The sequence below is a fragment of the Variovorax sp. J31P207 genome (assembly GCF_030316965.1).
Classification (GTDB): Bacteria; Pseudomonadota; Gammaproteobacteria; order Burkholderiales; family Burkholderiaceae_C; genus Variovorax; species Variovorax ginsengisoli_B.
The window spans coordinates 50,134-70,740 of record NZ_JASZYN010000009.1; the positions used below are offsets into that span (position 1 = coordinate 50,134).

19 protein-coding genes are annotated in these 20,607 nt (G+C 69.0%); 12 read left to right on the plus strand and 7 right to left on the minus strand.

The window, feature by feature from the left end:
* Nucleotides 1-3: 3 nt before the first annotated feature.
* Together QTI68_RS27250 and QTI68_RS27255 are read left to right on the plus strand one after the other, a co-directional pair.
* On the plus strand, nucleotides 4-1,287 hold the full coding sequence (locus QTI68_RS27250) for a YeaH/YhbH family protein (protein WP_503011748.1): 1,284 nt from the start codon (nucleotides 4-6) through the stop codon (nucleotides 1,285-1,287).
* Nucleotides 1,191-2,807: a SpoVR family protein gene (locus tag QTI68_RS27255; protein WP_503011749.1), complete on the plus strand. Its 1,617-nt coding sequence runs from the start codon at nucleotides 1,191-1,193 to the stop codon at nucleotides 2,805-2,807. The genes QTI68_RS27250 and QTI68_RS27255 overlap by 97 nt, the downstream gene beginning before the upstream one ends.
* Here QTI68_RS27255 and QTI68_RS27260 read toward each other — a convergent pair.
* The 3 genes from QTI68_RS27260 to aroQ form a co-directional block, all read right to left on the minus strand.
* The gene (locus QTI68_RS27260) at nucleotides 2,804-3,442 is read right to left on the minus strand and encodes a DNA-3-methyladenine glycosylase I (RefSeq protein WP_286526197.1); all 639 of its coding nucleotides are present in this window, start codon (nucleotides 3,440-3,442) and stop codon (nucleotides 2,804-2,806) included. The genes QTI68_RS27255 and QTI68_RS27260 overlap by 4 nt on opposite strands.
* A gap of 61 nt (nucleotides 3,443-3,503) precedes the next feature.
* A complete protein-coding gene (locus QTI68_RS27265) occupies nucleotides 3,504-4,616 on the minus strand; it encodes a mandelate racemase/muconate lactonizing enzyme family protein (RefSeq protein WP_286526199.1) in 1,113 nt (370 codons plus the stop codon).
* Entirely contained in the window at nucleotides 4,613-5,068 is a 456-nt protein-coding gene (aroQ, locus tag QTI68_RS27270) for a type II 3-dehydroquinate dehydratase (protein WP_286526201.1), read from the minus strand. Before aroQ ends, QTI68_RS27265 begins: the two co-directional genes overlap by 4 nt.
* Before the next feature lie 120 nt (nucleotides 5,069-5,188).
* Between aroQ and QTI68_RS27275 the strand changes: the two genes are divergently transcribed.
* The 5 genes from QTI68_RS27275 to QTI68_RS27295 are packed head-to-tail and all read left to right on the plus strand — an operon-like array spanning nucleotide 5,189 to nucleotide 9,561.
* Nucleotides 5,189-6,025 carry an amidohydrolase family protein gene (locus QTI68_RS27275; protein WP_286526451.1) on the plus strand — a complete coding sequence of 279 codons (837 nt, stop codon included), beginning with the start codon at nucleotides 5,189-5,191 and terminating at the stop codon, nucleotides 6,023-6,025.
* 45 nt (nucleotides 6,026-6,070) lie between these two features.
* Nucleotides 6,071-7,177, plus strand: a complete 1,107-nt coding sequence (locus QTI68_RS27280) for an S-(hydroxymethyl)glutathione dehydrogenase/class III alcohol dehydrogenase (RefSeq protein ID WP_286526202.1) — start codon at nucleotides 6,071-6,073, stop codon at nucleotides 7,175-7,177.
* 8 nt (nucleotides 7,178-7,185) lie between these two features.
* Nucleotides 7,186-8,097, plus strand: coding sequence for an alpha/beta fold hydrolase (locus tag QTI68_RS27285; RefSeq protein ID WP_286526204.1), 912 nt, complete (start codon nucleotides 7,186-7,188; stop codon nucleotides 8,095-8,097).
* Nucleotides 8,094-8,960: an S-formylglutathione hydrolase gene (gene fghA, locus QTI68_RS27290; protein ID WP_286526206.1), complete on the plus strand. Its 867-nt coding sequence runs from the start codon at nucleotides 8,094-8,096 to the stop codon at nucleotides 8,958-8,960. Before QTI68_RS27285 ends, fghA begins: the two co-directional genes overlap by 4 nt.
* Before the next feature lie 4 nt (nucleotides 8,961-8,964).
* Entirely contained in the window at nucleotides 8,965-9,561 is a 597-nt protein-coding gene (locus QTI68_RS27295; protein ID WP_286526207.1) for a 3'-5' exonuclease, read from the plus strand.
* A gap of 1 nt (nucleotide 9,562) precedes the next feature.
* Here QTI68_RS27295 and QTI68_RS27300 read toward each other — a convergent pair whose 3' ends face one another.
* On the minus strand, nucleotides 9,563-10,081 hold the full coding sequence (locus QTI68_RS27300) for a gluconokinase (RefSeq protein ID WP_286526208.1): 519 nt from the start codon (nucleotides 10,079-10,081) through the stop codon (nucleotides 9,563-9,565).
* A 61-nt stretch (nucleotides 10,082-10,142) separates the two neighbouring features.
* On the opposite strand from QTI68_RS27300, the gene QTI68_RS27305 reads away from it, so the two are divergent.
* The 3 genes from QTI68_RS27305 to QTI68_RS27315 all read left to right on the plus strand — a co-directional run bounded on the left by QTI68_RS27305 (nucleotide 10,143) and on the right by QTI68_RS27315 (nucleotide 16,132).
* Complete coding sequence (locus QTI68_RS27305; protein WP_286526209.1) at nucleotides 10,143-13,349, plus strand: efflux RND transporter permease subunit; 3,207 nt, start codon at nucleotides 10,143-10,145, stop codon at nucleotides 13,347-13,349.
* A gap of 69 nt (nucleotides 13,350-13,418) precedes the next feature.
* Complete coding sequence (locus QTI68_RS27310; protein WP_286526211.1) at nucleotides 13,419-14,636, plus strand: efflux RND transporter periplasmic adaptor subunit; 1,218 nt, start codon at nucleotides 13,419-13,421, stop codon at nucleotides 14,634-14,636.
* Entirely contained in the window at nucleotides 14,633-16,132 is a 1,500-nt protein-coding gene (locus QTI68_RS27315; protein WP_286526212.1) for an efflux transporter outer membrane subunit, read from the plus strand. The genes QTI68_RS27310 and QTI68_RS27315 overlap by 4 nt, the downstream gene beginning before the upstream one ends.
* On the opposite strand, the gene QTI68_RS27320 is transcribed toward QTI68_RS27315, so the two are convergent.
* Complete coding sequence (locus QTI68_RS27320) at nucleotides 16,083-17,177, minus strand: PA0069 family radical SAM protein (RefSeq protein ID WP_286526214.1); 1,095 nt, start codon at nucleotides 17,175-17,177, stop codon at nucleotides 16,083-16,085. The two genes, QTI68_RS27315 and QTI68_RS27320, sit on opposite strands and share 50 nt — an antisense overlap.
* Before the next feature lie 114 nt (nucleotides 17,178-17,291).
* Between QTI68_RS27320 and QTI68_RS27325 the strand changes: the two genes are divergently transcribed.
* Nucleotides 17,292-17,648 (plus strand): DOPA 4,5-dioxygenase family protein, encoded by a 357-nt coding sequence (locus QTI68_RS27325; RefSeq protein WP_286526216.1) that lies wholly within the window; start codon nucleotides 17,292-17,294, stop codon nucleotides 17,646-17,648.
* 15 nt (nucleotides 17,649-17,663) lie between these two features.
* Here the strand turns inward: QTI68_RS27325 and QTI68_RS27330 are convergent, their stop codons facing one another.
* Nucleotides 17,664-18,320, minus strand: coding sequence for a glutathione S-transferase (locus QTI68_RS27330; RefSeq protein WP_286526218.1), 657 nt, complete (start codon nucleotides 18,318-18,320; stop codon nucleotides 17,664-17,666).
* Between the two features lie 101 nt (nucleotides 18,321-18,421).
* Between QTI68_RS27330 and QTI68_RS27335 the strand changes: the two genes are divergently transcribed.
* Nucleotides 18,422-19,639, plus strand: coding sequence for a polyhydroxyalkanoate depolymerase (locus tag QTI68_RS27335; protein ID WP_286526222.1), 1,218 nt, complete (start codon nucleotides 18,422-18,424; stop codon nucleotides 19,637-19,639).
* Here QTI68_RS27335 and QTI68_RS27340 read toward each other — a convergent pair.
* The gene (locus QTI68_RS27340) at nucleotides 19,636-20,553 is read right to left on the minus strand and encodes a LysR family transcriptional regulator (RefSeq protein WP_286526224.1); all 918 of its coding nucleotides are present in this window, start codon (nucleotides 20,551-20,553) and stop codon (nucleotides 19,636-19,638) included. The genes QTI68_RS27335 and QTI68_RS27340 overlap by 4 nt on opposite strands.
* Between the last annotated feature and the right edge of the window lie 54 nt (nucleotides 20,554-20,607).

Genomic DNA, 20,607 nt, shown 5'->3' on the forward strand with positions numbered 1-20,607 from the left:
GCCATGCTGCAGCAGATCATCGACCGCCGGTTGTCAGGCAAGAACAAGTCCATCGGCAACCGCGAACGTTTCCTGCGACGCTACCGCGAGCAGATCGGCGAGGCCGTGCGCCGCGCCGTCAGCGGCCGCGGCATCCGCGACCTCGAACAGGGCGAGGACATCACGCTGCCCAAGCGCGATGTCTCCGAGCCCGTGTTCGGCCACGGCCAGGGCGGCGACCGCGAGTACGTGCATCCGGGCAACAAGGAGTACGTCAAGGGCGATCGCATCGAGCGGCCGCAGGGCGGCGGCGGCGCGGGCAAGGGCTCGCAGGCCGGCGACGGCGAAGGCGGCGAGGACGATTTCGTCTTCAGCCTGACCAAGGAAGAGTTCATGCGGGTCTTCTTCGAGGACCTCGCCCTGCCCCACCTGATCCGCACCCAGCTGGCCGAGGTGCCCGAGTGGAAGAGCCACCGGGCCGGCTTCGTGAGCGACGGCAACCCGAGCAACCTGCACGTGGTGCGCTCGATGCGCGGCGCACTGGCCCGGCGCATCGCGCTGGGCGGCGACTCGCGGCGCGAGATCCGCGAGCTCGAAGCCCACCTGCTGCACCTGCAGCGCAGCCCGCGCGTGGCCGATGCCATGGTGCAGCGCGAGATCCGCGAGACCGAGGCCAAGCTCGAGGAGCTGCGCAGCAAGGCCAAGCACGTGCCATTCCTCGACCCGATCGACCTGCGCTACCGCAACCGGGTCAAGGTGCCGGTGCCCTCCGCCAAGGCCGTGATGTTCTGCCTGATGGACGTCTCGGGCTCGATGGACGAGGCCCGCAAGGACATGTCGAAGCGCTTCTTCATGCTGCTCTACATGTTCCTGACGCGGCACTACGAGAAGATCGACCTGGTCTTCATCCGCCACCACACCCAGGCCTCCGAGGTCACCGAGGAAGAATTCTTCCATGCCACCGAGACCGGCGGCACCGTGGTCTCGAGCGCCCTGACCTTGATGCTCGACATCGTGCGGGCCCGCTACCCGAGCGGCGAATGGAACATCTACGGCGCCCAGGCCAGCGACGGCGACAACTGGCACCAGGACTCGGGCCGCTGCCGCGAGCTGCTGGCCGACCACCTGCTGCCGCTGGTGCGCTACTACGCCTACGTGCAGGTGGCCGAGGCCGAGCAGAACATGTGGGAGGAGTACTCGCAACTGGCCGAATCCCACAAGAATTTCGCCATGCGCAAGGTCAGCGACGCGCAGGACATCTACCCGGTGTTCCGCGACCTGTTCAAGAAAGAGAGGGGGCCGGCGTGAACGAGACCACGAAGACACGGACGCCATTGCCCAGTCCGTCGGACTGGACCTTCGAGCTGATCGAGCAGTACCACACCGAGATCGCCCGGGTGGCCAAGGGCTACAAGCTCGACACCTATGCCAACCAGCTCGAGATCATCACGGCCGAGCAGATGATGGACGCCTATGCCTCGGTCGGCATGCCGGTCATCTACCGCCACTGGTCCTACGGCAAGCAGTTCATCGCCACCGAGAAGAACTACCGCCGCGGCCACATGGGGCTGGCCTACGAGATCGTGATCAACTCCGATCCCTGCATCGCCTACCTCATGGAAGAAAACACCATGGCCATGCAGGCCCTGGTGATCGCCCATGCGGCCTACGGCCACAACAGCTTCTTCAAGGGCAACTACCTGTTCAAGATGTGGACCGACGCGTCGTCGATCATCGACTACCTGGTCTATGCCCGAAAGTACATCAGCGAGTGCGAGGAGCGCCACGGCGTCGGGGCGGTCGAGGACCTGCTCGATTCCTGCCACGCACTCATGAACCACGGCGTCGACCGCTACCGCCGGCCGCAGCGCCTGTCGCTGAGCCAGGAGCAGGCAAGGCGCGAGGAGCGCGAGCACCATCTGCAGCAGCAGGTCAACGACTTGTGGCGCACCCTGCCGCGCAAGGCCGGCCGAACGTCGGAAGACGAAGAGGCCTCCAGGCGCTTCCCCGCCGAGCCCCAGGAGAACCTGCTCTACTTCATCGAGAAAAATGCACCATTGTTGGACCCCTGGCAACGCGAAGTGGTGCGCATCGTGCGCAAAATCGGGCAGTACTTCTATCCGCAGCGCCAGACCCAGGTCATGAACGAGGGCTGGGCCACCTTCTGGCACTACACCCTGCTCAACACGCTCTATGACGAAGGCCTGCTGGCCGACGGCTTCATGATGGAGTGGCTGCAGTCGCACACCAACGTGGTGTTCCAGCCGCCGGTCGGGCATCGCGCCTACAGCGGCATCAATCCCTATGCGCTGGGTTTCGCGATGTTCACCGACCTGCGGCGCATCTGCGAAAAGCCGACCGAGGAAGACCAGCGCTGGTTCCCCGACCTGGCGGGCTCCAATTGGCTGACTTCGCTCGATTACGCCATGCGCAATTTCAAGGACGAGAGCTTCATCGGACAATTCCTGTCGCCGAAATTGATGCGCGATTTCCGCTTTTTCACGGTCCGCGACCAGGAAAGCGAACCCGAGCTCGAGGTTTCCGCCATCCACGACGACAGCGGCTACCGGCAAGTGCGCGAATCCCTGTCGCGCCAGTACGACCTGAACCACCGCGAGCCCAACATCCAGGTCTGGAGCGTGAACCTGCGCGGGGACCGCGCGCTGACGCTGCGCCACACCCAGCACAACAACCGCCCGCTGCACGACAACGCCTCCGAGGTGCTCAAGCACGTGGCGCGGCTGTGGGGTTTCGACGTCCACCTCGAAAGCGTCGACAGCCAGGGCCGGATCAGCCACCGGAAGGTGACCGGGCCGCAAGCTGCCTAGCGCGGGACTTTGAGCTTGGTGCGGGCCTTCAGCGCCAGGTCGCGCGCGTGGCAGCCCTCGATGTGGTCGTTGACCAGTCCCATGGCCTGCATGAAGGCATAGACCGTGGTCGGGCCGACGAAGCTCCAGCCGCGCTTCTTCAGGTCCTTCGACATCGCGATCGATTCGGCCGAGGTCGTGAAGCTCTGCAGGGCCGCGTGCGTGATCCGCTTCGGCCGCGAGGCCGGATCGGGCTCGAAGCGCCAGGCGTAGGCCGCCAGCGAACCGAACTCCCGGCGCAGTTCGATCACGCGGTGGGCGTTGTTGATCGCCGACTCGATCTTGCCGCGATGGCGCACGATGCCGGCGTCGGCCAGCAGCCGCTCGACGTCCTTCGGTCCGAAACGGGCCATCTGCTCGGCATCGAAATCGGCGAAACCGCGGCGGAAGGCCTCGCGCTTGTTCAGGATCGTGAGCCAGCTCAAGCCGGCCTGGAAGCCCTCGAGGCACAGCTTCTCGAACAGGCGCCGGTCGTCCGTGACCGGGAAGCCCCATTCGCCGTCGTGGTAGCGCTGGTAGAGCGGCGTCGCGGCGCACCAGCGGCAGCGCCAGGCGTGGTCTTCGCCTTCGAACAGGCCGGCTCGCTCGACGCTCATAGGGCAACCTCCGTGCTGCGCACTGCGGTGCGAGCCCCCTTCGGAGCGGCCGGGCGGGGGCTCATGCCGCAGGCTTCCGGAACGACTGCCAGGCGGCCGCGGTCGGCGTGGTGCCCGCGCCGGGCTGCTGCGGCAGGCGGAAGTGGCCATCGACGACCTCGGCCGGCTCGGTGAAGCAGTCCTTGATCCACGGGATGTACTCGAGCACCTCGCAGGCCGGGTGCGCGTAGCTCAGGTGTACGTGGACCTGGCTCATGTCGCCCGCGTGCGGCGCCACCGGCAGGCGGAAGGAATGGGCGGTCTCGCAGACCTGGAGCACCTCGGTGATGCCGCCCATGCGCGTGACGTCGGGCTGGACCCAGTGGATCGCCTGCTGGGCGAAGAACTCGGAGAAGGCATCGGCGGTGTAGAGCTGCTCGCCGAGCGCCACCGGGATGCGGGTGGCGCGGGCCAGCGCCGCGTGGCCCTTGACATCGTCATACCACAGGGGCTCCTCGAACCAGAGCAGGTCGAAGGGCTCGGCGCCGCGGCAAAAGCGCAGGCAGGTGGCGAGATCCCACTTGCCGTTGCCGTCGATCGCCAGCGTGACGGACGGCCCGATGGCTTCGCGCACGGCCTCGATGCGCCGCAGATCGCGGTCCACGCTCGAACCGACCTTGATCTTGATGCCGGTGAAACCATCGTCGACCGCGCGCCGTGCGCCGTCGACCAGTTGTGCGTCGCCGATGCTGAGCCAGCCGATGTCGGTGTTGTAGGCGCGGACGCGAGGCCTCACCTGGCCGCCAAGGAGTTGCCACAGGGGCACGCCGGCCGACTTGGCCTTCAGGTCCCACAGCGCGACGTCGATCGCCGCCAGCGACAGCGTCGTGATGCCGGCACGGCCGATCCATTGCAGCGCGGGGTTGCGCGCCAGTTTCTGCCAGAGGCGACGGACCTCGCCCGCGTCCTCGCCGAGCAGGAGCGGGGCATGGCAGGTCGCGATGCAGCGCGTGATCAGCTGGTCGCCCGCCAAGTCGGCGTGGGTGCCGGTGAAGCCATGGCCGACCAGCCCGTCCTCGGTCTCGATCCGCGCGCCGACCACGCCCCAGTGCGTCAGGGTGTGCGTGCTGTCGGCGATCTGGCTGCCGGTGACCGGCACGTGCAGGATGAAAGGTTCGACCGAGACGATCTTCATTTGGCGACGCTTACGCGCACCAGCGCCTCGATCGCCAGCGGATAGCCCTTGACGCCGAAGCCGACGATGATGCCGCGTGCCGCCGGCGAGATGTACGAATGGTGGCGGAACTCCTCGCGCGCATGCACGTTGGAGATGTGCAGCTCGACCAGCGGCACGCTGGCGCCCTTGATGGCGTCGTGCAGCGCGATCGAGGTGTGGGTGTAGGCGCCGGGGTTCATCACCACGCCCAGCATCCGGCCGGCGGCGACTTCGCGTCCGGCCTCGTGGATCCAGTCGATCAACTGCCCTTCGTGATTGGACTGCCGGCATTCGATCTCGATGCCGAGCGTGGCGCCGGTCTCCAGGCACATGCGCTCGACGTCGGCCAGCGTTTCGTGGCCGTACTGCGCGGGCTCGCGCGTTCCGAGCAGGTTGAGGTTGGGGCCATTCAGGACAAGAATCTTTTTCATGGCTCGCTTTTTATCAGGTGCGGCATCGCATTTTCGGCCCGACCGCCGGATCGGGCAAACACGGCGGCCGGCCGGCCAGGGCCTGCTCGATCCCGCGCTGGTGCCCGGATCATGAAGCCGCTGCGCATCGACGCCCACCAGCACTACTGGTCGCCGGCGCACGGCGACTACGGCTGGCTGGTCGATACGCCCGCCCTGCACGCCATCCACCGGGACTTCACGCCGGCCGACCTGGCGCCGCTGCTGGACCGCGCCGGCATCGACGGCACGGTGCTGGTTCAGGCGGCGCCGAGCGAGGCCGAGACCTGGCGGCTGCTCGCGCTCGCCGCCGAACCGGCGAGCCGCGTGCGCGCCGTGGTCGGCTGGACCGCGCTGGACGCCCCCGACGCACCCGCGCGCATCCGCCGGCTGGCGCAGCAGCCGCTGCTCAGGGGACTGCGGCCGATGCTGCAGGACCTGCCGGATCCCGAGTGGGTGCTCGGCGACGCCCTGCTTCCGGCCTGGGCAGCGATGATCGAACAAGGACTGGTCCTGGACCTGCTCATCAGGCCGCACCAGATCGATGCCGCGCGCCGGCTCGCGCTGCGTCACCCGGGGCTCGCGATGGTGGTGGACCATGGCGCCAAGCCCGCCATCGCGGCCGGCGGCTTCGAGCCCTGGGCCGGCGACATGGCACGGCTGGCGGCCGCGACGCGGGTCCACTGCAAGCTGTCCGGGCTGGCCACGGAAGCAGGCCCCGGCTGGCGGGTCGACACCCTGCGGCCCTATGTCGGACACCTGCTGCGCCATTTCGGTCCGGCCCGGATGATGTGGGGCAGCGACTGGCCGGTGTTGAACCTCGCGGGCGACTACCGGCGCTGGCAGGTCGCCTGCGACGAATGGCTGGCCGAGCTGCCGGCCCCGGAGCGGGCCGGTGTATGGGGCACGAACGCGGCCCGGTTCTATGGCATAAAGTGAGCGACGCGCCGGGATTCCCCGGCGCCTTTTTACTTTCTGCACGCCATGAAAACCAAAGCCGCCGTCGCCTGGCAATCGGGCCAGCCCCTGACCATCGAAACCGTCGACCTCGAAGGGCCGAAATTCGGCGAAGTGCTGGTCGAGATCAAGGCCACGGGCATCTGCCACACCGACTACTACACCCTCTCGGGCGCCGATCCCGAGGGCATCTTCCCCGCCATCCTGGGCCACGAGGGCGCAGGCATCGTGGTCGACGTCGGCCCCGGCGTCACGACCCTCAAGAAGGGCGACCACGTCATCCCGCTCTACACGCCCGAATGCCGCCAGTGCAAGTTCTGCCTGAGCCGCAAGACCAACCTGTGCCAGCTGATCCGCGGCACCCAGGGCAAGGGCCTGATGCCCGACGCCACCAGCCGCTTCAGCCTGGACGGCAAGCCGATCTTCCACTACATGGGCACGTCGACCTTCAGCAACTACACGGTGGCACCCGAGATCTCGCTGGCCAAGATCCGCGAGGACGCGCCCTTCGACAAGGTCTGCTACATCGGCTGCGGCGTGACCACCGGCATCGGCGCCGTGATCTTCACGGCCAAGGTCGAGGCCGGCGCCAACGTGGTGGTCTTCGGCCTCGGCGGCATCGGCCTGAACGTGATCCAGGGCGCGAAGATGGTGGGCGCCGACAAGATCATCGGCGTCGACCTGAACCCGGCGCGGGAGGCGATGGCGCGCAAGTTCGGCATGACGCACTTCATCAACCCCAAGGACACGCCGAACGTGGTCGACGCCATCGTGCAGCTGACCGACGGCGGCGCCGACTACAGCTTCGAGTGCATCGGCAACACGCAGGTGATGCGCCAGGCGCTCGAATGCACGCACAAGGGCTGGGGCCGCAGCATCATCATCGGCGTAGCCGAAGCGGGCGCGGAGATCAGCACCCGGCCGTTCCAGCTGGTCACCGGCCGCAAGTGGGAGGGCTCGGCCTTCGGCGGCGCGCGCGGCCGCACCGACGTGCCCAAGATCGTCGACTGGTACATGGAGAACAAGATCAACATCGACGACCTGATCACCCACACCATGCCGCTGGAGGACATCAACAAGGGCTTCGACCTGATGAAGCGCGGCGAGTCCATTCGCGGCGTGGTGCTGTACTGAGCATCGCCATGACGCGGATGCAGCCGCTGCGCACGGTCCGGGCCGGCGTGCTCGAGGTCGCGTACTTCGAGGCCGGCCCCGCCGACGGGCCGCCCGTGCTGCTGATGCATGGCTTCCCCTACGACATCCACAGCTACGCCGAGGTCGCGCCGATGCTGGCCGAGGCCGGCTGCCGGGTCGTCGTGCCGTACCTGCGCGGCTACGGCGGCACCCGCTTCCTGAGCGATTCGACGCCCCGCTCGGGCGAGCAGGCCGCGCTCGGCGCCGACCTGCTGGCGCTGCTCGACGCGCTGTCGATCCCGCGCGCGCTGCTGGCCGGCTACGACTGGGGCGGGCGCGCCGCCTGCGTGGTGGCCGCGCTCTGGCCCGAACGCTGCGCCGGGCTGGTCTCGTTCAACAGCTACAACATCCAGGACATCGCGAAGGCGATGCGCCCCGAAGTGGCCGAGAGCGAGCACCGGCTCTGGTACCAGTACTACTTCCACAGCGAACGCGGCCGGGCCGGGCTGGCAGCCGACCGGCGCGGCATCACGCGCCTGCTGTGGCGGCTCTGGTCGCCGACCTGGTCCTTCGACGAAGCCACCTTCGAGCGCAGCGCAGCCGCCTTCGACCATCCCGACTTCGTCGAGGTGGTGATCCAGTCGTACCGCCATCGCTTCGGCCTCGCGCCCGGCGACCCGGCCTATGCCGACATCGAGGCGCGGCTGGCCGCCCAGCCACCGATCGCCGTTCCCGCCATCACCTTCGACGGCGCCGACGACGGCGTGCGGCCGGTGAGCGACGCTTCGGCGCACGCGCACCGCTTCACCGGCCCGCGCTCGCACCGCATCGTGCCCGGCGTCGGCCACAACATGCCGCAGGAAGTGCCGCGCGTGTTCGCCGACGCGGTGCTCGAACTCCTTTCCGCATCGAATCCATGACCGACAGCCCCAAGACCCTTTCCGAACACCGCTGCTTCCGCGGCACGCTGAGCTTTCTCGAACACGACGCGCGCACGATCGGGCTGCCGATGCGCTTCTCGGTCTTCCTGCCGCCGCAGGCCACCAGCGGGCCGGTACCGGCCGTGATGTACCTCGCCGGCCTGACCTGCAACGAGGAGACCTTCATGGTCAAGGCCGGCGCCCAGCGGCTGGCGGCCGAACTCGGCCTGGCCTTGATCGCGCCGGACACCAGCCCGCGCGGGCCGGCGGTCGAGGAGATCGAAGGCGCGACCGCCAGCTGGGATTTCGGCGTCGGCGCCGGCTTCTATCTCGACGCCACCGAGGCGCCGTGGTCCCGACACTGGCGCATGGAAAGCTGGATCGTCGACGAACTGCTGCCGCTGGTGGCACGACACCTGCCGATCGACGGCGAACGCATCGGGATCTTCGGTCATTCGATGGGCGGCCACGGCGCGCTGACCCTGGCGCTGCGCCATCCGGGCCGCTTCCAGTCGCTGTCGGCGCTGGCGCCGATCTGCGCACCCACCCGGTGTCCGTGGGGCGAGAAGGCCTTCAGCGGCTATCTCGGCGCCGACCGCACGCGGTGGCTGGCGCACGACGCCAGCGCACTGATGCAGTCGCAGGCGAAGGCGCCTTACCCGCGAGGGATCCTGATCGACCAGGGGCTGGCCGACAAATTCCTCCCGGACCAGCTGCACCCGCAGCACTTCGAGGCCGCCTGCGCGCAGGCCGGCCAGCCGCTCACCTTGCGCCGGCACGCCGGCTACGACCACGGCTACTACTTCGTCCAGAGCTTCCTGGCCGACCATCTGGTGCACCACGGCAACGTGTTGCGGGGCTGAACACATGTCGCCGCCACCGCTGCCCGAACGCGAGGACATCGCGCTGCTCGAACCCTTCGAGGGCCTGGGGCTGAAGGACATCCGGGTGGTGGCCAGCGCCGAAGACGCGGCCGACGCCGCCGCGGCCCTGCGCGCCAGCCGGGTGGTCGGTTTCGACACCGAGTCGAAGCCGACCTTCGCCAAGAACGAGGTCTCGGGCGGGCCGCACCTGATCCAGTTCGCCACCCGCGAGCAGGCCTGGCTGTTCCAGCTGCACCGCAGCGAATTCCACGACACGCTGGCGACGCTGCTCGGTGACCCAGGCCTGACCAAGGCCGGCTTCGGGCTGTCGAGCGACCTGAGCCTGATCCGCCAGCGCTTCGGCGTCGAACCGCAAGGCGTGCTCGACCTCGACAGCGAATTCCGCCGCCGCGGCTACCGGCGCTCGGTCGGCGTCAAGACCGCCGTGGCGCTGGTGTTCGAGCGCCGCTTCGTCAAGTCGCGCAAGGCCACGACCTCGAACTGGGCCAACCGGCAGCTGACCGACGCCCAGCTGCGCTATGCGGCCAACGACGCCTACGCCGCGATCCGGGTCTTCGACGCCCTGGGCCTGCGCGCCTGATTCAGGGCCCGGCCCACCACGCCCTCACCTGCGCCACCAGTTCCGGCAGCGGCGCGGTGGCGTCGACCGCCAGCACGCCCGGCTCGCCGACCGGGGACTCCAGCGTGGCGAACTGGTTGGCGACCAGGCTGGCCGGGAACATGTGGGCACCGGCCCGCGCCGCCACCCGGCGCTCGGCCTCCGCCGGGGTCAAGGCCAGGAAGACGAAGCGCAGTCCGGGCACGGCCGCGCGCAGCCGCTCGCGGTAGTCGCGCTTCAGGGCCGAGCAGGTCAGCACCGCGCCCTCGGGCCGGCGCGCCAGCTCGGCGCCAAGGGTCGCGAGCCAGCCGGCGCGGTCGGCATCCGTGAGCGCGATCCCGGCGCGCATCTTGCTGACGCTCTCGGCCGAGTGGAAGTCGTCGCCTTCGATCAGCGGCAACCCCGCTTCTCGCGCGAGTGCCGCGCCGAGGCTGGACTTGCCGCAACCGGAGACGCCCATCACGACGGTCGAGTACTGTTTGGGAACGTAAAGCTTAGGCATTCACTCAATTGTGTGTCCATCTCTACTTATGATGGCGGCCTTCTTCCAGAAGTAACAAGTCGTGTCCATGGTACAGCTCGCCCTGCGTCGTCCGTACACCTTCATCGTGATGGCGATGCTGATCGTGCTGGCCACGCCATTCGTGCTGCTGCGGATGGCGACCGACATCTTCCCGGAGATCAATATTCCGGTGATCAGCATCATCTGGAACTACGGCGGGCTGCCGGCGCAGGAGATGGGCCAGCGCATCGCCGGCCAGACCGAGCGCAGCCTGACGACGACGGTCAGCGACATCGAGCACATCGAGTCGCAGTCGCTGGCCGGCGTGACCGTGATCAAGGTCTTCTTCCAGCCGACCGCCAACATCGAGACCGCCATCGCCCAGGTCGTGGCCTCGATGCAGACCCAGGTGCGGCAGCTGCCGCCGGGCATCACGCCGCCGCTGGTGATCAAGTACTCGGCCTCCAGCATCCCGGTGATCCAGCTGGCGCTGTCGAGTCCGAGCCGGCCGGAGAACGCCCTGTTCGATGCCGCCGTCAACCAGCTGCGGCCCCAGCTCATCACGATCCCGGGCGTGGCCGTGCCCTTCCCCTACGGCGGCAAGAACCGGCTGATCTCGGTCGACCTCGACACCCAGGCGCTGCAGGCGCGCGGCCTGTCGCCGGCAGACGTGGTCAACGCGGTCAATGCGCAGAACCTGATCCTGCCCTCGGGCACGGCCAAGTTCGGCGCCACCGAATACAACGTGCGCCTGAACGGCTCGCCGGAGGTGCTGGCCGGACTCAACGACCTGCCGGTGCGCACCGCGGCCGGCGCCACCACCTACCTGCGCGACGTCGCCAACGTGCGCGACGGCTTCTCGCCGCAGACCAACGTGGTGCGCCAGGACGGCGTGCGCGGCGTGCTGCTGTCGGTGCTCAAGAACGGCGGCGCCTCGACCCTGGACATCGTCGCCAACCTGCGCGCCCTGCTGCCGGTGGCGGCCCAGGGCATGCCGGCGGACATCAAGGTCACACCGCTGTTCGACCAGTCGGTCTTCGTCAAGGCCGCTGTGCAGGGCGTGGTCGCCGAAGCCGTGATCGCCGCCGCGCTGACCGCCGCCATGGTGCTGCTGTTCCTCGGCAACTGGCGCAGCACGCTGATCATCGCGCTGACGATTCCGCTGTCGATCCTGGCCTCGATCCTGGTGCTCTACGCGCTCGGCCAGACGCTCAATCTGATGACCCTGGGCGGTCTCGCGCTCTCGGTCGGCATCCTGGTCGACCAGGCGATCGTGACGATCGAGAACATCGAGCGCCACCTGCACATGGGCACCGAGCTGAACCAGGCGATCCTGGTCGGTGCCGGCGAGATCGGGCCGGCCGCGTTCGTCTCCACGCTGTGCATCTGCATCGTCTTCGTGCCGATGTTCTTCCTCTCGGGCGTGGCCAAGTTCCTGTTCGTGCCGCTGGCGATGGCGGTGGTGTTCGCGATGCTGGCCTCCTACCTGCTGTCGCGCACGCTGGTACCCACCCTGGTGATGCTGCTGATGGGCGACCACGGCAAGGCCGCGGCCGATGCGAGGCCCAGCCTGCTGCAGCGCGTCTACCGCCGCTTCGACCGCCGCTTCGAGCGTGTGCGGCGGGCCTACACGCTGGTGCTGTCGGCGCTGCTGGCGCGGCGCGGCCGCTTCATCGTGCTGTTCCTGGGCTTCTGCCTGCTGTCCTGCCTGCTGTACCCGGTGCTGGGCCGCGATTTCTTCCCGAGCGTGGATGCCGGCCAGATCCGGCTGCACATGCGCGCACCGACCGGCACCCGCATCGAGGAGACCGCGCGCCTGGCCGACGAGGTCGAGGCGGCGATCCGCGAGCTGGTGCCGAAGGACCAGCTGGAGACCATCCTCGACAACCTGGGCGTGCCCAACAGCGGCATCAACCTGTCGTACAGCAACGCCGGCACCATCGGCACGCTCGACGGCGAGATCCTGCTGTCGCTGCGCGACGGCCACCGGCCGACCGAGGAGTTCGTCTCGCTGCTGCGCGCCGAGCTGCCCAAGCGCTTCCCGGGCACCGAGTTCTTCTTCCAGCCGGCCGACATCGTCACCCAGATCCTCAACTTCGGCCTGCCGGCCGCAATCGACGTCCAGTTCAGCGGCAACGACGTCGCCGGCAATGCGGCCCGCGCGGCCGAGCTGGTGAAGGCGATCCGCAAGATCCCGGGCGCGGTCGACGCCCACGTCCACCAGCGGCTCGACGGCCCCGGCCTCAACCTGCAGATGGACCGCAGCCGCCTGCAGCAGTTCGGCCTGACCGCGCAGAACGTCGGCCAGAACGTGCTGATCGCGCTGTCGGGCAGCTCGCAGACCCAGCCTGCCTTCTGGCTCAACCCGCAGAACGGCGTGGTCTACAACATCGCGGTGCAGACGCCGCAGTACGCGGTCGATTCGCTCGACTCGCTGCTCAACCTGCCCATCGGCGGCGGCGGCGCGGCCGGCAACGCGCCGCCGCAACTGCTGGGCAACCTGGTGGAAGCACAGCAGGGGCGACAGCCGGCCGTGGTCTCGCGCTACAACATCCAGCCGGTGGTCGATGTCTATGTCAGCGTGCAGGGCACCGACCTGGCGAGCGTGGCGACGAAGGTCCAGGCGCTGGTCGACGAGATGCGGCCGCGGCTCGCGCGCGGCAGCCAGGTGGCGGTGCGCGGCCAGGTCCAGACCATGCAGTCATCGTTCATCGGGCTCGGGGTCGGGCTGGCGATGGCGATTGTGCTGGTCTACCTGCTGATCGTGGTCACCTTCCAGTCCTGGCTCGACGCCGCGATCATCATCACCGCCCTGCCCGCGGCGCTGGCCGGCATCGCCTGGATGCTGTTCATCACCGGCACCACGCTCAGCGTGCCGGCGCTGACCGGGGCCATCATGACCATGGGCGTGGCCACCGCCAACAGCATCCTGCTGGTGGCCTTCGCGCGCGAGCGCCTGGCCGCCGGCATCCCGCCGCTGTCGGCGGCACTGGAAGCGGGCGCCACCCGGATCCGGCCGGTGCTGATGACCGCGCTGGCGATGATCATCGGCATGATCCCGATGGCACTCGGCCTCGGCGAAGGCGCCGAGCAGAATGCCCCGCTGGGCCGCGCCGTGATCGGCGGCCTGCTGTTCGCGACCGTTTCGACCTTGTTCTTCGTGCCCGCCGTCTATGCCGAGATCCACAGCCGCCGGGCCCACCGCCAGGCCGCACGCGACGCGGCCGCCGCACCTCATTCGCTCGGGGCCGCGCCCCAGGAGACCTGAATTCATGAACGCAGCGCCGGGCCGCCCCAAGCCAGTTCGCACCGCAGTGCGGAGCACGGAGGTCAGCCCATGACCGACCAACGCCATGCGGCCTTGGGCATCCACCCGATCGCCGCCGACGAAGACGGGGGCCACGACAACCTGCCCCGCCGGCGCCAGATCGTGCGCAGCACCCGCATCGCGGTGCTGCTCGTGCTGGCCCTGCTGGCGATCGGCGCCGCGCGCACCGTCTATGTCCGCGTCGCCAACGCCCGCGCCCTGGAAGCCGGCACCGCCGAGCGCGCCACCCAGTACGTGAAGACCGCCCTGCCCCAGACCGCGGGCAGCGGCCAGACGCTGGCGCTGCCCGGCACGCTGCAGGGCTTCACGCAGTCACCAATCTCCGCGCGTGCCAGCGGCTATCTCAAGCGCTGGACCCGGGACATCGGCAGCCGGGTCGAGAAGGGCGAGCTGCTCGCCGAGATCGAGACGCCCGAGATCGACCAGCAGCTGTCGCAGGCGGTCGCGGCGCGCCAGCAGGCGGCCGCCGCGCTCGAACTCGCGAAGAGCACGCTGGCGCGCTGGGAGGGCCTGCGCAAGAAGGACGTGGTCTCGCAGCAGGACCTCGACGAACGCCGCGGCGCCCTGGCCCAGGCCAGCGCCAACCTGGCGGCGGCCGACGCCAATGTGCAGCGGCTGCGCCAGACCGAGGGCTTCAAGCGCGTCCTGGCGCCCTTCGCGGGCGTGATCACGCGGCGCAACGTCGACGTCGGCGACCTGATCGATGCCGGCGCGGGCAACGGCGGCCGGGCGCTGTTCCAGCTCGCCCAGACCGATCCGCTGCGGGTCTACATCAACGTGCCGCAGGCCTACGCCCAGCTCGTGAAGGAAGGCCAGCCGGTGGTCGTCACCCAGACCGAACTGCGCGGCCAGAGCTTCAAGGGCCAGGTGGCGCGGACCTCGGGCGCGATCGATTCGACCACCCGCATGATGCAGGTCGAGGTCGCGCTGCCGAATAAGGAAGGCATCCTGCTGCCGGGCGCCTACGTGCAGGTCTCTTTGCCGCTGACGCCCAGCCGCGCGCTCAGCATTCCCGCCAATGCGCTGCTGTTCCGCGCCGAAGGCACGCGGGTCGCGGTGGTCGACGCCGAGGGCAAGGTGCGGCTGCGCGGCGTCAGCATCGGGCGCAACTACGGCGACACGGTGGAAGTGATCGACGGCATCTCGGGCAGCGACAGGTTGGTGCTGAACCCCTCGGACTCGCTGGCCGAAGGCGACCTGGTCACGGTCGCGAAGGAGCCGGCGTGAGTCTTCGCCGGTTGTCGTCGGTGGCCGCCGCCGCCGCATTGCTCGCCGGCTGCGTCGCCGGGCCCGACTACCGCAAGCCGGAGGTCGAGGTGCCGGTCAGCTGGCAGCTCGAGCAGCCCTGGCGCCAGGCTTCGCCCGGCGATGCCGAGGCCAAGGGTCCATGGTGGCGGCGCTTCGACGACCCGACGCTCGACGCCCTGCAAGAGAGGGCGTTGGCCAACAGCCCGACACTCGACTTGGCGAGCGCCCGGCTGGCGCAGGCGCGGGCCACGCTGGCGGGCGCCGAATCGGGCCGCTCGCCGCAGCTGGGCCTGGGTTCGCGCGCCTCGCGGCTCAAGATCTCGGCCAACCGGCCGCTCACCAACTACGCCACCAACAACTATTCGACGGTCCAGAACGACTTCGCGCTGACCCTGGTCGCCAGCTACGAACTCGACCTCGCGGGCCGGGTTCAGCGCACGGTCGAGGGCGCCACCGCCTCGGCCGCGCAATCGGCCGCCGACCTCGAGAACACCCGGCTGCTGCTGACCGCCGACCTGGCCTCGGCCTACTTCAGCCTGCGTGCGACCGACCTGGAGCTCGACGTGGTCGCGCGCTCGATCGAGGTCCAGCGCCGGGCCCTGCAGTTCGTGACCGACCGCCACGAAGGCGGCGCGGTGTCGGGCCTCGACGTGGCGCAGCAGCAGGCGCTGCTGGACAACACACTGACCCAGGTCGACCTGCTGAAGCGGCTGCGGTCGCAGTTCGAGCATGCGATCGCGACCCTGACCGGCACGCCGGCGCCGAACTTCGCGCTGGCGCCGGACATCCAGCCGCTGCGGCCGCCGGCGATCCCGCTCGGCGTGCCCTCGGACGCGCTCGAGCGCCGGCCCGACGTCGCCGCCGCCGAGCGCGCGATGGCCGCCGCCAATGCGCAGATCGGCGTCGCCACCGCGGCCTTCTACCCGAGCGTGAACCTGCTGCCTTCAGGCGGCGTCGACAGCCGCAGCCTGTCGACCCTGTTCGATGCCCAGAGCGTGCTGTGGTCGATCGGCGTCTCGGCGACCCAGACGATCTTCGACGGCGGCCGCATCCGGGCCAACGTCGACTTCACGAAGGCCGGCTACGACGCCACCGTCGCCAGCTACCGCCGGGTGGTGCTGACCGCGATGCAGGAGGCCGAGGACGGCATCACCGGCCTGGCGTCGCTCGAACGCGCGGCGGCGCAGTCGCAGACGGCGGTGGCCAGCGCGCGCCGGGTGCTCGACATGTCGGCCAGCCGTTACGAGGGCGGCGCCACCACCTTCCTCGACGTCATCACGGCCCAGCAGGCGCTGTTGAACATCGAGCGCCAGTCGGCCCAACTGGCCGGGCAGCGCATGCTGGGCTCGGTGTTCCTGGTGAAGGCGCTGGGCGGCGACTGGTGCGGCGTCGAAGCGCGCGGGGCCGGCGGCGGGGGCGCCAGCACTAGAACAGATTGCCCTGCCCCGCTGCGCCAGGTGGTCGGAACGCGCTGAGGTCGAGCCCGATGCGCTGGCGGTTGAAGCCGATGCGGTTCGTCGCCTTCTCGAAGCGCTGGCGAATCAGGTCGGCCCACAGGCCGCTGCCCTTCATGCGGGTCGCGAAGTCGGCATCGTAGTCCTTGCCGCCGCGCATCTCGCGGATGCGCGCCATGATGCGATCGGCCCGCTGCGGGTAGTGCAGTTCGAGCCACTGCTTGAACAACGGCGCGACCTCCCAGGGCAGCCGGATCACGGTGTAGAAGGCGCAGCGCGCGCCAGCCTCCCAGGCGGCTTCGAGCACCTGCTCCATGTCCTCGGTGACGAAGGGAATCTGCGGCGCCACGCTGACGCCTACCGGCACCCCGGCGTCGGCCAAGGTGCGCAGGGTGCGCAGCCGCCGGTGCGGCGCGGCGGCCCGCGGCTCGAGCTTGCGCGCCAGTTCGCCGTCGAGCGTGGTGATCGTGACGTACACCGCGGCCAGCCGGTCGGCCGCCATCGGTGCGATCAGGTCGAGGTCGCGCTCGACTGCGCTGGACTTGGTGACGAGGCCGAAGGGATGGCGTGATTCCTTCAGCACTTCGATCACCGAGCGCGTGAGTCGCAACTCGCGTTCGATCGGCTGGTAGCAATCGGTCGCGGTGCCGATCGCGATCTGGCTCGGCCGGTAGGCCTTGCGGCCCAGTTCGGCGCGCAGCACCTCGGCGATGTTGCGCTTGGCGATCAGCTTGGTCTCGAAGTCCAGGCCGGGCGAGAGATTGAGGTAGCTGTGGGTGGGCCGGGCGAAGCAGTAGATGCAGCCGTGCTCGCAGCCCCGGTAGGGGTTGAGCGAGCGGTCGAACGGAATGTCGGGCGAGTCGTTCTCGCTCAAACCCGATTTCACGTCCTCGAAGCGGACCTCGGTCTGCAGCGGCTGGAGGCCTTCTGCTTCGGCCTCGCCCTCTTCGAGCGTGCCCCAGCCGTCGTCGAAGGCGTCGCGCACGTCGCGCTCGAAGCGATGCGGCAAGCGCGTCGCGGCGCCGCGACCCTTGAGGGCGTGGACGGGGATGAAGCTGTCGCCCATGGCGCCTCCAGATACTGTATGAAATCACAGTATTCCATGTTTCGACGGAAGGCGCAGCAACGAACTGCAACGACCCGGGCTGCGCTAAGCTGCAAGTCCTACCGATCGTTCCCCATGCCTCGCCGCCCCGAAAACCTCTACCCCCAGTACCACGCCCATCTCTATTTCGGCCCTGAGACCGTCGCCCAGGCGCGCCGGATCGCCGAGCAGGCGGGGCGCGAGTTGCTGGTGGTGGTCGGGCGCGTGCACGAAAAACTCGTCGGCCCGCATCCGCACTGGAGCTGCCAGATCGCCTTCGACGCCGCCGAGTTCGATGAAGTGATCGCCTGGCTCGAGGCCCACCGCGAGGGGCTCGACGTCTTCGTGCACGGCCTCACCGGCGACGACTATCAGGACCACACGGCGCATGCGATGTGGCTCGGCAACGAATCCACGCTGGACCTCGGCATGTTCAGCCGCCCGCCCGGCTGACACGCCGACGACCCCTCAGAACTCGGCATCCAGCTCGTCGATCTCCTCCGGCTCCTGCTTCGCCGCCTTGATCCATTCCTGCATCGCGGGCAGCTCGATGATCCGCTTGCAATAACCGGCGCAAACCGTGTCCAGGGTCACGTCGTAGGTCAAGAAGCGGGTCACCACAGGCGCATACATCGCGTCCGCAATGCAAGGCTGCTTGCCGAACAGGTACGGGCCGCCGTAGGCCTTCAGGCACTCGCGCCAGATCGCGACCACGCGGTCGATGTCGGCCTGCGCGCGCGACCAGATCTTGAAGTTGGGGAACCTGGCCTTGACGTTCATCGGCAGCGAACTGCGCATCGCGCTGAAGCCCGAATGCATCTCGCCGCAGATCGCCCGGCAATGGGCCCGGGCCTTGGCATCGGCCGGCAGCAGGCCGGCCTTGGGCTTGATCTCGTTGAGGTATTCGCCGATCGCCAGCGTGTCCCAGACCTTGATGCCGGCGTGCTCGAGCGACGGCACCAGCATCGACGACGACAGCAGCAGCATCTCGGCCTTCATCGCCGGGTCGTCGGGCGGGATCACCTTTTCGCTGAAATCCAGGCCCGCGAGCCGGCACATCAACCAGCCGCGCAACGACCAGGCGCCGTAGTTCTTGCTGCTGATGGTGAGGACGGGTTTGGCCATGGAGACTCCTGGGCTGCCGGATCGGCTCTGCACCAGTGCAAGCCCTGTGCCAGAACAGTGCACCGCCTCGCCTTGGCCCGCAACTTGCCTGCAGCCCCCTCATGCTGTACCGGGCCTACCAAACTCACACCGACCTGCTCTCGCCGTCCCGGCTCGCAGCCCAGTACCTCGGCAACAGCGTGTGGAAGTCCCGGCTGGACCGCAGCGCGGCCCGCCGCATCGCTGCGGCGATGGACGTCTACGCCCACTTGCGGCTGACCCACACGCGGCCCGACTACGACATCAAGAGCGTGCTGTCCGAAGGGCAGGAAGCCGCGGTCACCGAAGAGGTCGCGCTGGTCGCGCCCTTCGGCACCCTGCTGCACTTCCGCAAGGACACCAAGGCGGTGCAGCCGAAGGTGCTGCTGGCCGCACCACTGTCGGGCCATTTCGCGACCTTGCTACGCGAAACGGTGCGCACCCTGCTGCGCGACCACGACGTCTACCTGACCGACTGGCACAACGCCCGCGACGTGCCGCTGTGGAACGGCGGCTTCGGCCTCGACGACTACACGCTGCAGATCGTGAGCTTCCTCGAGGCGATCGGCCCCGGCGCCCACATGGTGGCGGTCTGCCAGCCCTGCGTCGCGGCGCTGGCGGCGACCGCGCTGATGGCCGAGGACGACCACCCCGCCGCGCCGCTGAGCCTGACCCTGATGGCCGGCCCGGTCGACTGCCGCATCAATCCGACCGCGGTGAACAAGCTGGCGACCGATCGCCCGATCGGCTGGTTCGAGCGCAACCTGATCAGCCGGGTGCCCTGGCCGCACGCCGGGATGATGCGGCGCGTGTACCCCGGCTTCCTGCAGCTCAGCGCCTTCATGAGCATGAATCCCGACCGCCACAAGGAACAGTTCAAGAAGCTCTATCACCACCTGGTCGAAGGCGAACTCGAGCAGGCCGCCACGATCCGGAACTTCTACGACGAATACCTGGCGGTCAACGACCTGCCGGCCGAGTTCTATCTCGAGACGGTCGAGCGGGTGTTCCAGACCTACGACCTGCCGCGCGGCGAGCTCACTGTCGGCGACCGCACGGTGAACCCCGCGGCCATCCGCCGGACCGCGCTGATGACGGTCGAAGGCGAGCGCGACGACATCTGCGCGGTCGGGCAGACCGTGGCGGCGCAGGACCTGTGCACCAGCATCCGCCCCTACCTCAAGACCCACCACCTGCAGGCCGGCGTCGGCCACTACGGCGTCTTCAGCGGCAGCAAGTGGAACACGCAGATCTATCCGCGGGTGCGGGAGATGATCCACACGGCGCAGGAACTGCACTAAGCCGCGGTCGCCACCAGGGCCTCCCGCAGGTGCGCGATCAGCGCCTGCGACGCGACGTTGCGCATCGGCCCGGGCAGGTAGACGAGCACGATGCGGCGCTCGATGCCGGGCCGGGTCAGCGGCAGCACCACCAGTTCATCGTCGCGCAGCGAGGACGTGTAGAGCCTCGGCATCAGCCCGAGCGCCAGCCCGCCGCGCACCAGGGCGTAGAGCGTCTCCGAATAGCCCACCCGGTAGGGCTCCGAGCCCTGCGCGAACTGGGCCCGGGCCGGGTCCCCCAGCGCCGGCATGCTGCCGCTCTCGAAGAGCACCAGGCGCTCGCCGCCGATCGCCTCCCAGTCGGCGCCGCCGGCAGCGGCCAGCGGGTGGTCGCGCCGCGCCACCAACACCAGCGGATCGCGGAACAGGTCGATGCAGACCAGCCCGCCCGGCGGTTCGGTGATGGCGGCCACCGCGAGGTCGAGCTGGCCGCTGCGCACTTCGGCCAGCAGCGCATTCGACGGCGCGTCGCGCCAGGCGAACTCGACGCCGTGCGGCGCGTCGCCGCCGACGAATGCCGCCACCGCCGCCGCGACCCGGGCGCTGGCCGAAGGGATCACCCCGATCCGCACGAAGGCGCGGCCGCGCTGCACCGTGCTCTCGATGTCGCGCAGCGCGACCTCGAAGGTGTTGACCAGGTAGTCGGTGCGCGCCAGCACCTCGGCGCCGACCGGTGTCAGCGCCAGCCGATGGGTCGAGCGGGTCAGCAGTTCGGCGCCGAGCAGCTTCTCCATCTGCTTGATCGCATTGCTCAGCGCCGGCTGGGTGATCGACAGGCGGCGCGCGGCGCGGCCGAACTGGCCCTCTTCCACCAGCACCGAGAAGCACTGGAGCTGGCGCAGCGTGAGCGCACGCAATGGCAAGGTGGAAGCCATGGACCTCGGCTATAGATTCAGTGAATGAAATTATAGGAATTCAAAATTTTCCTT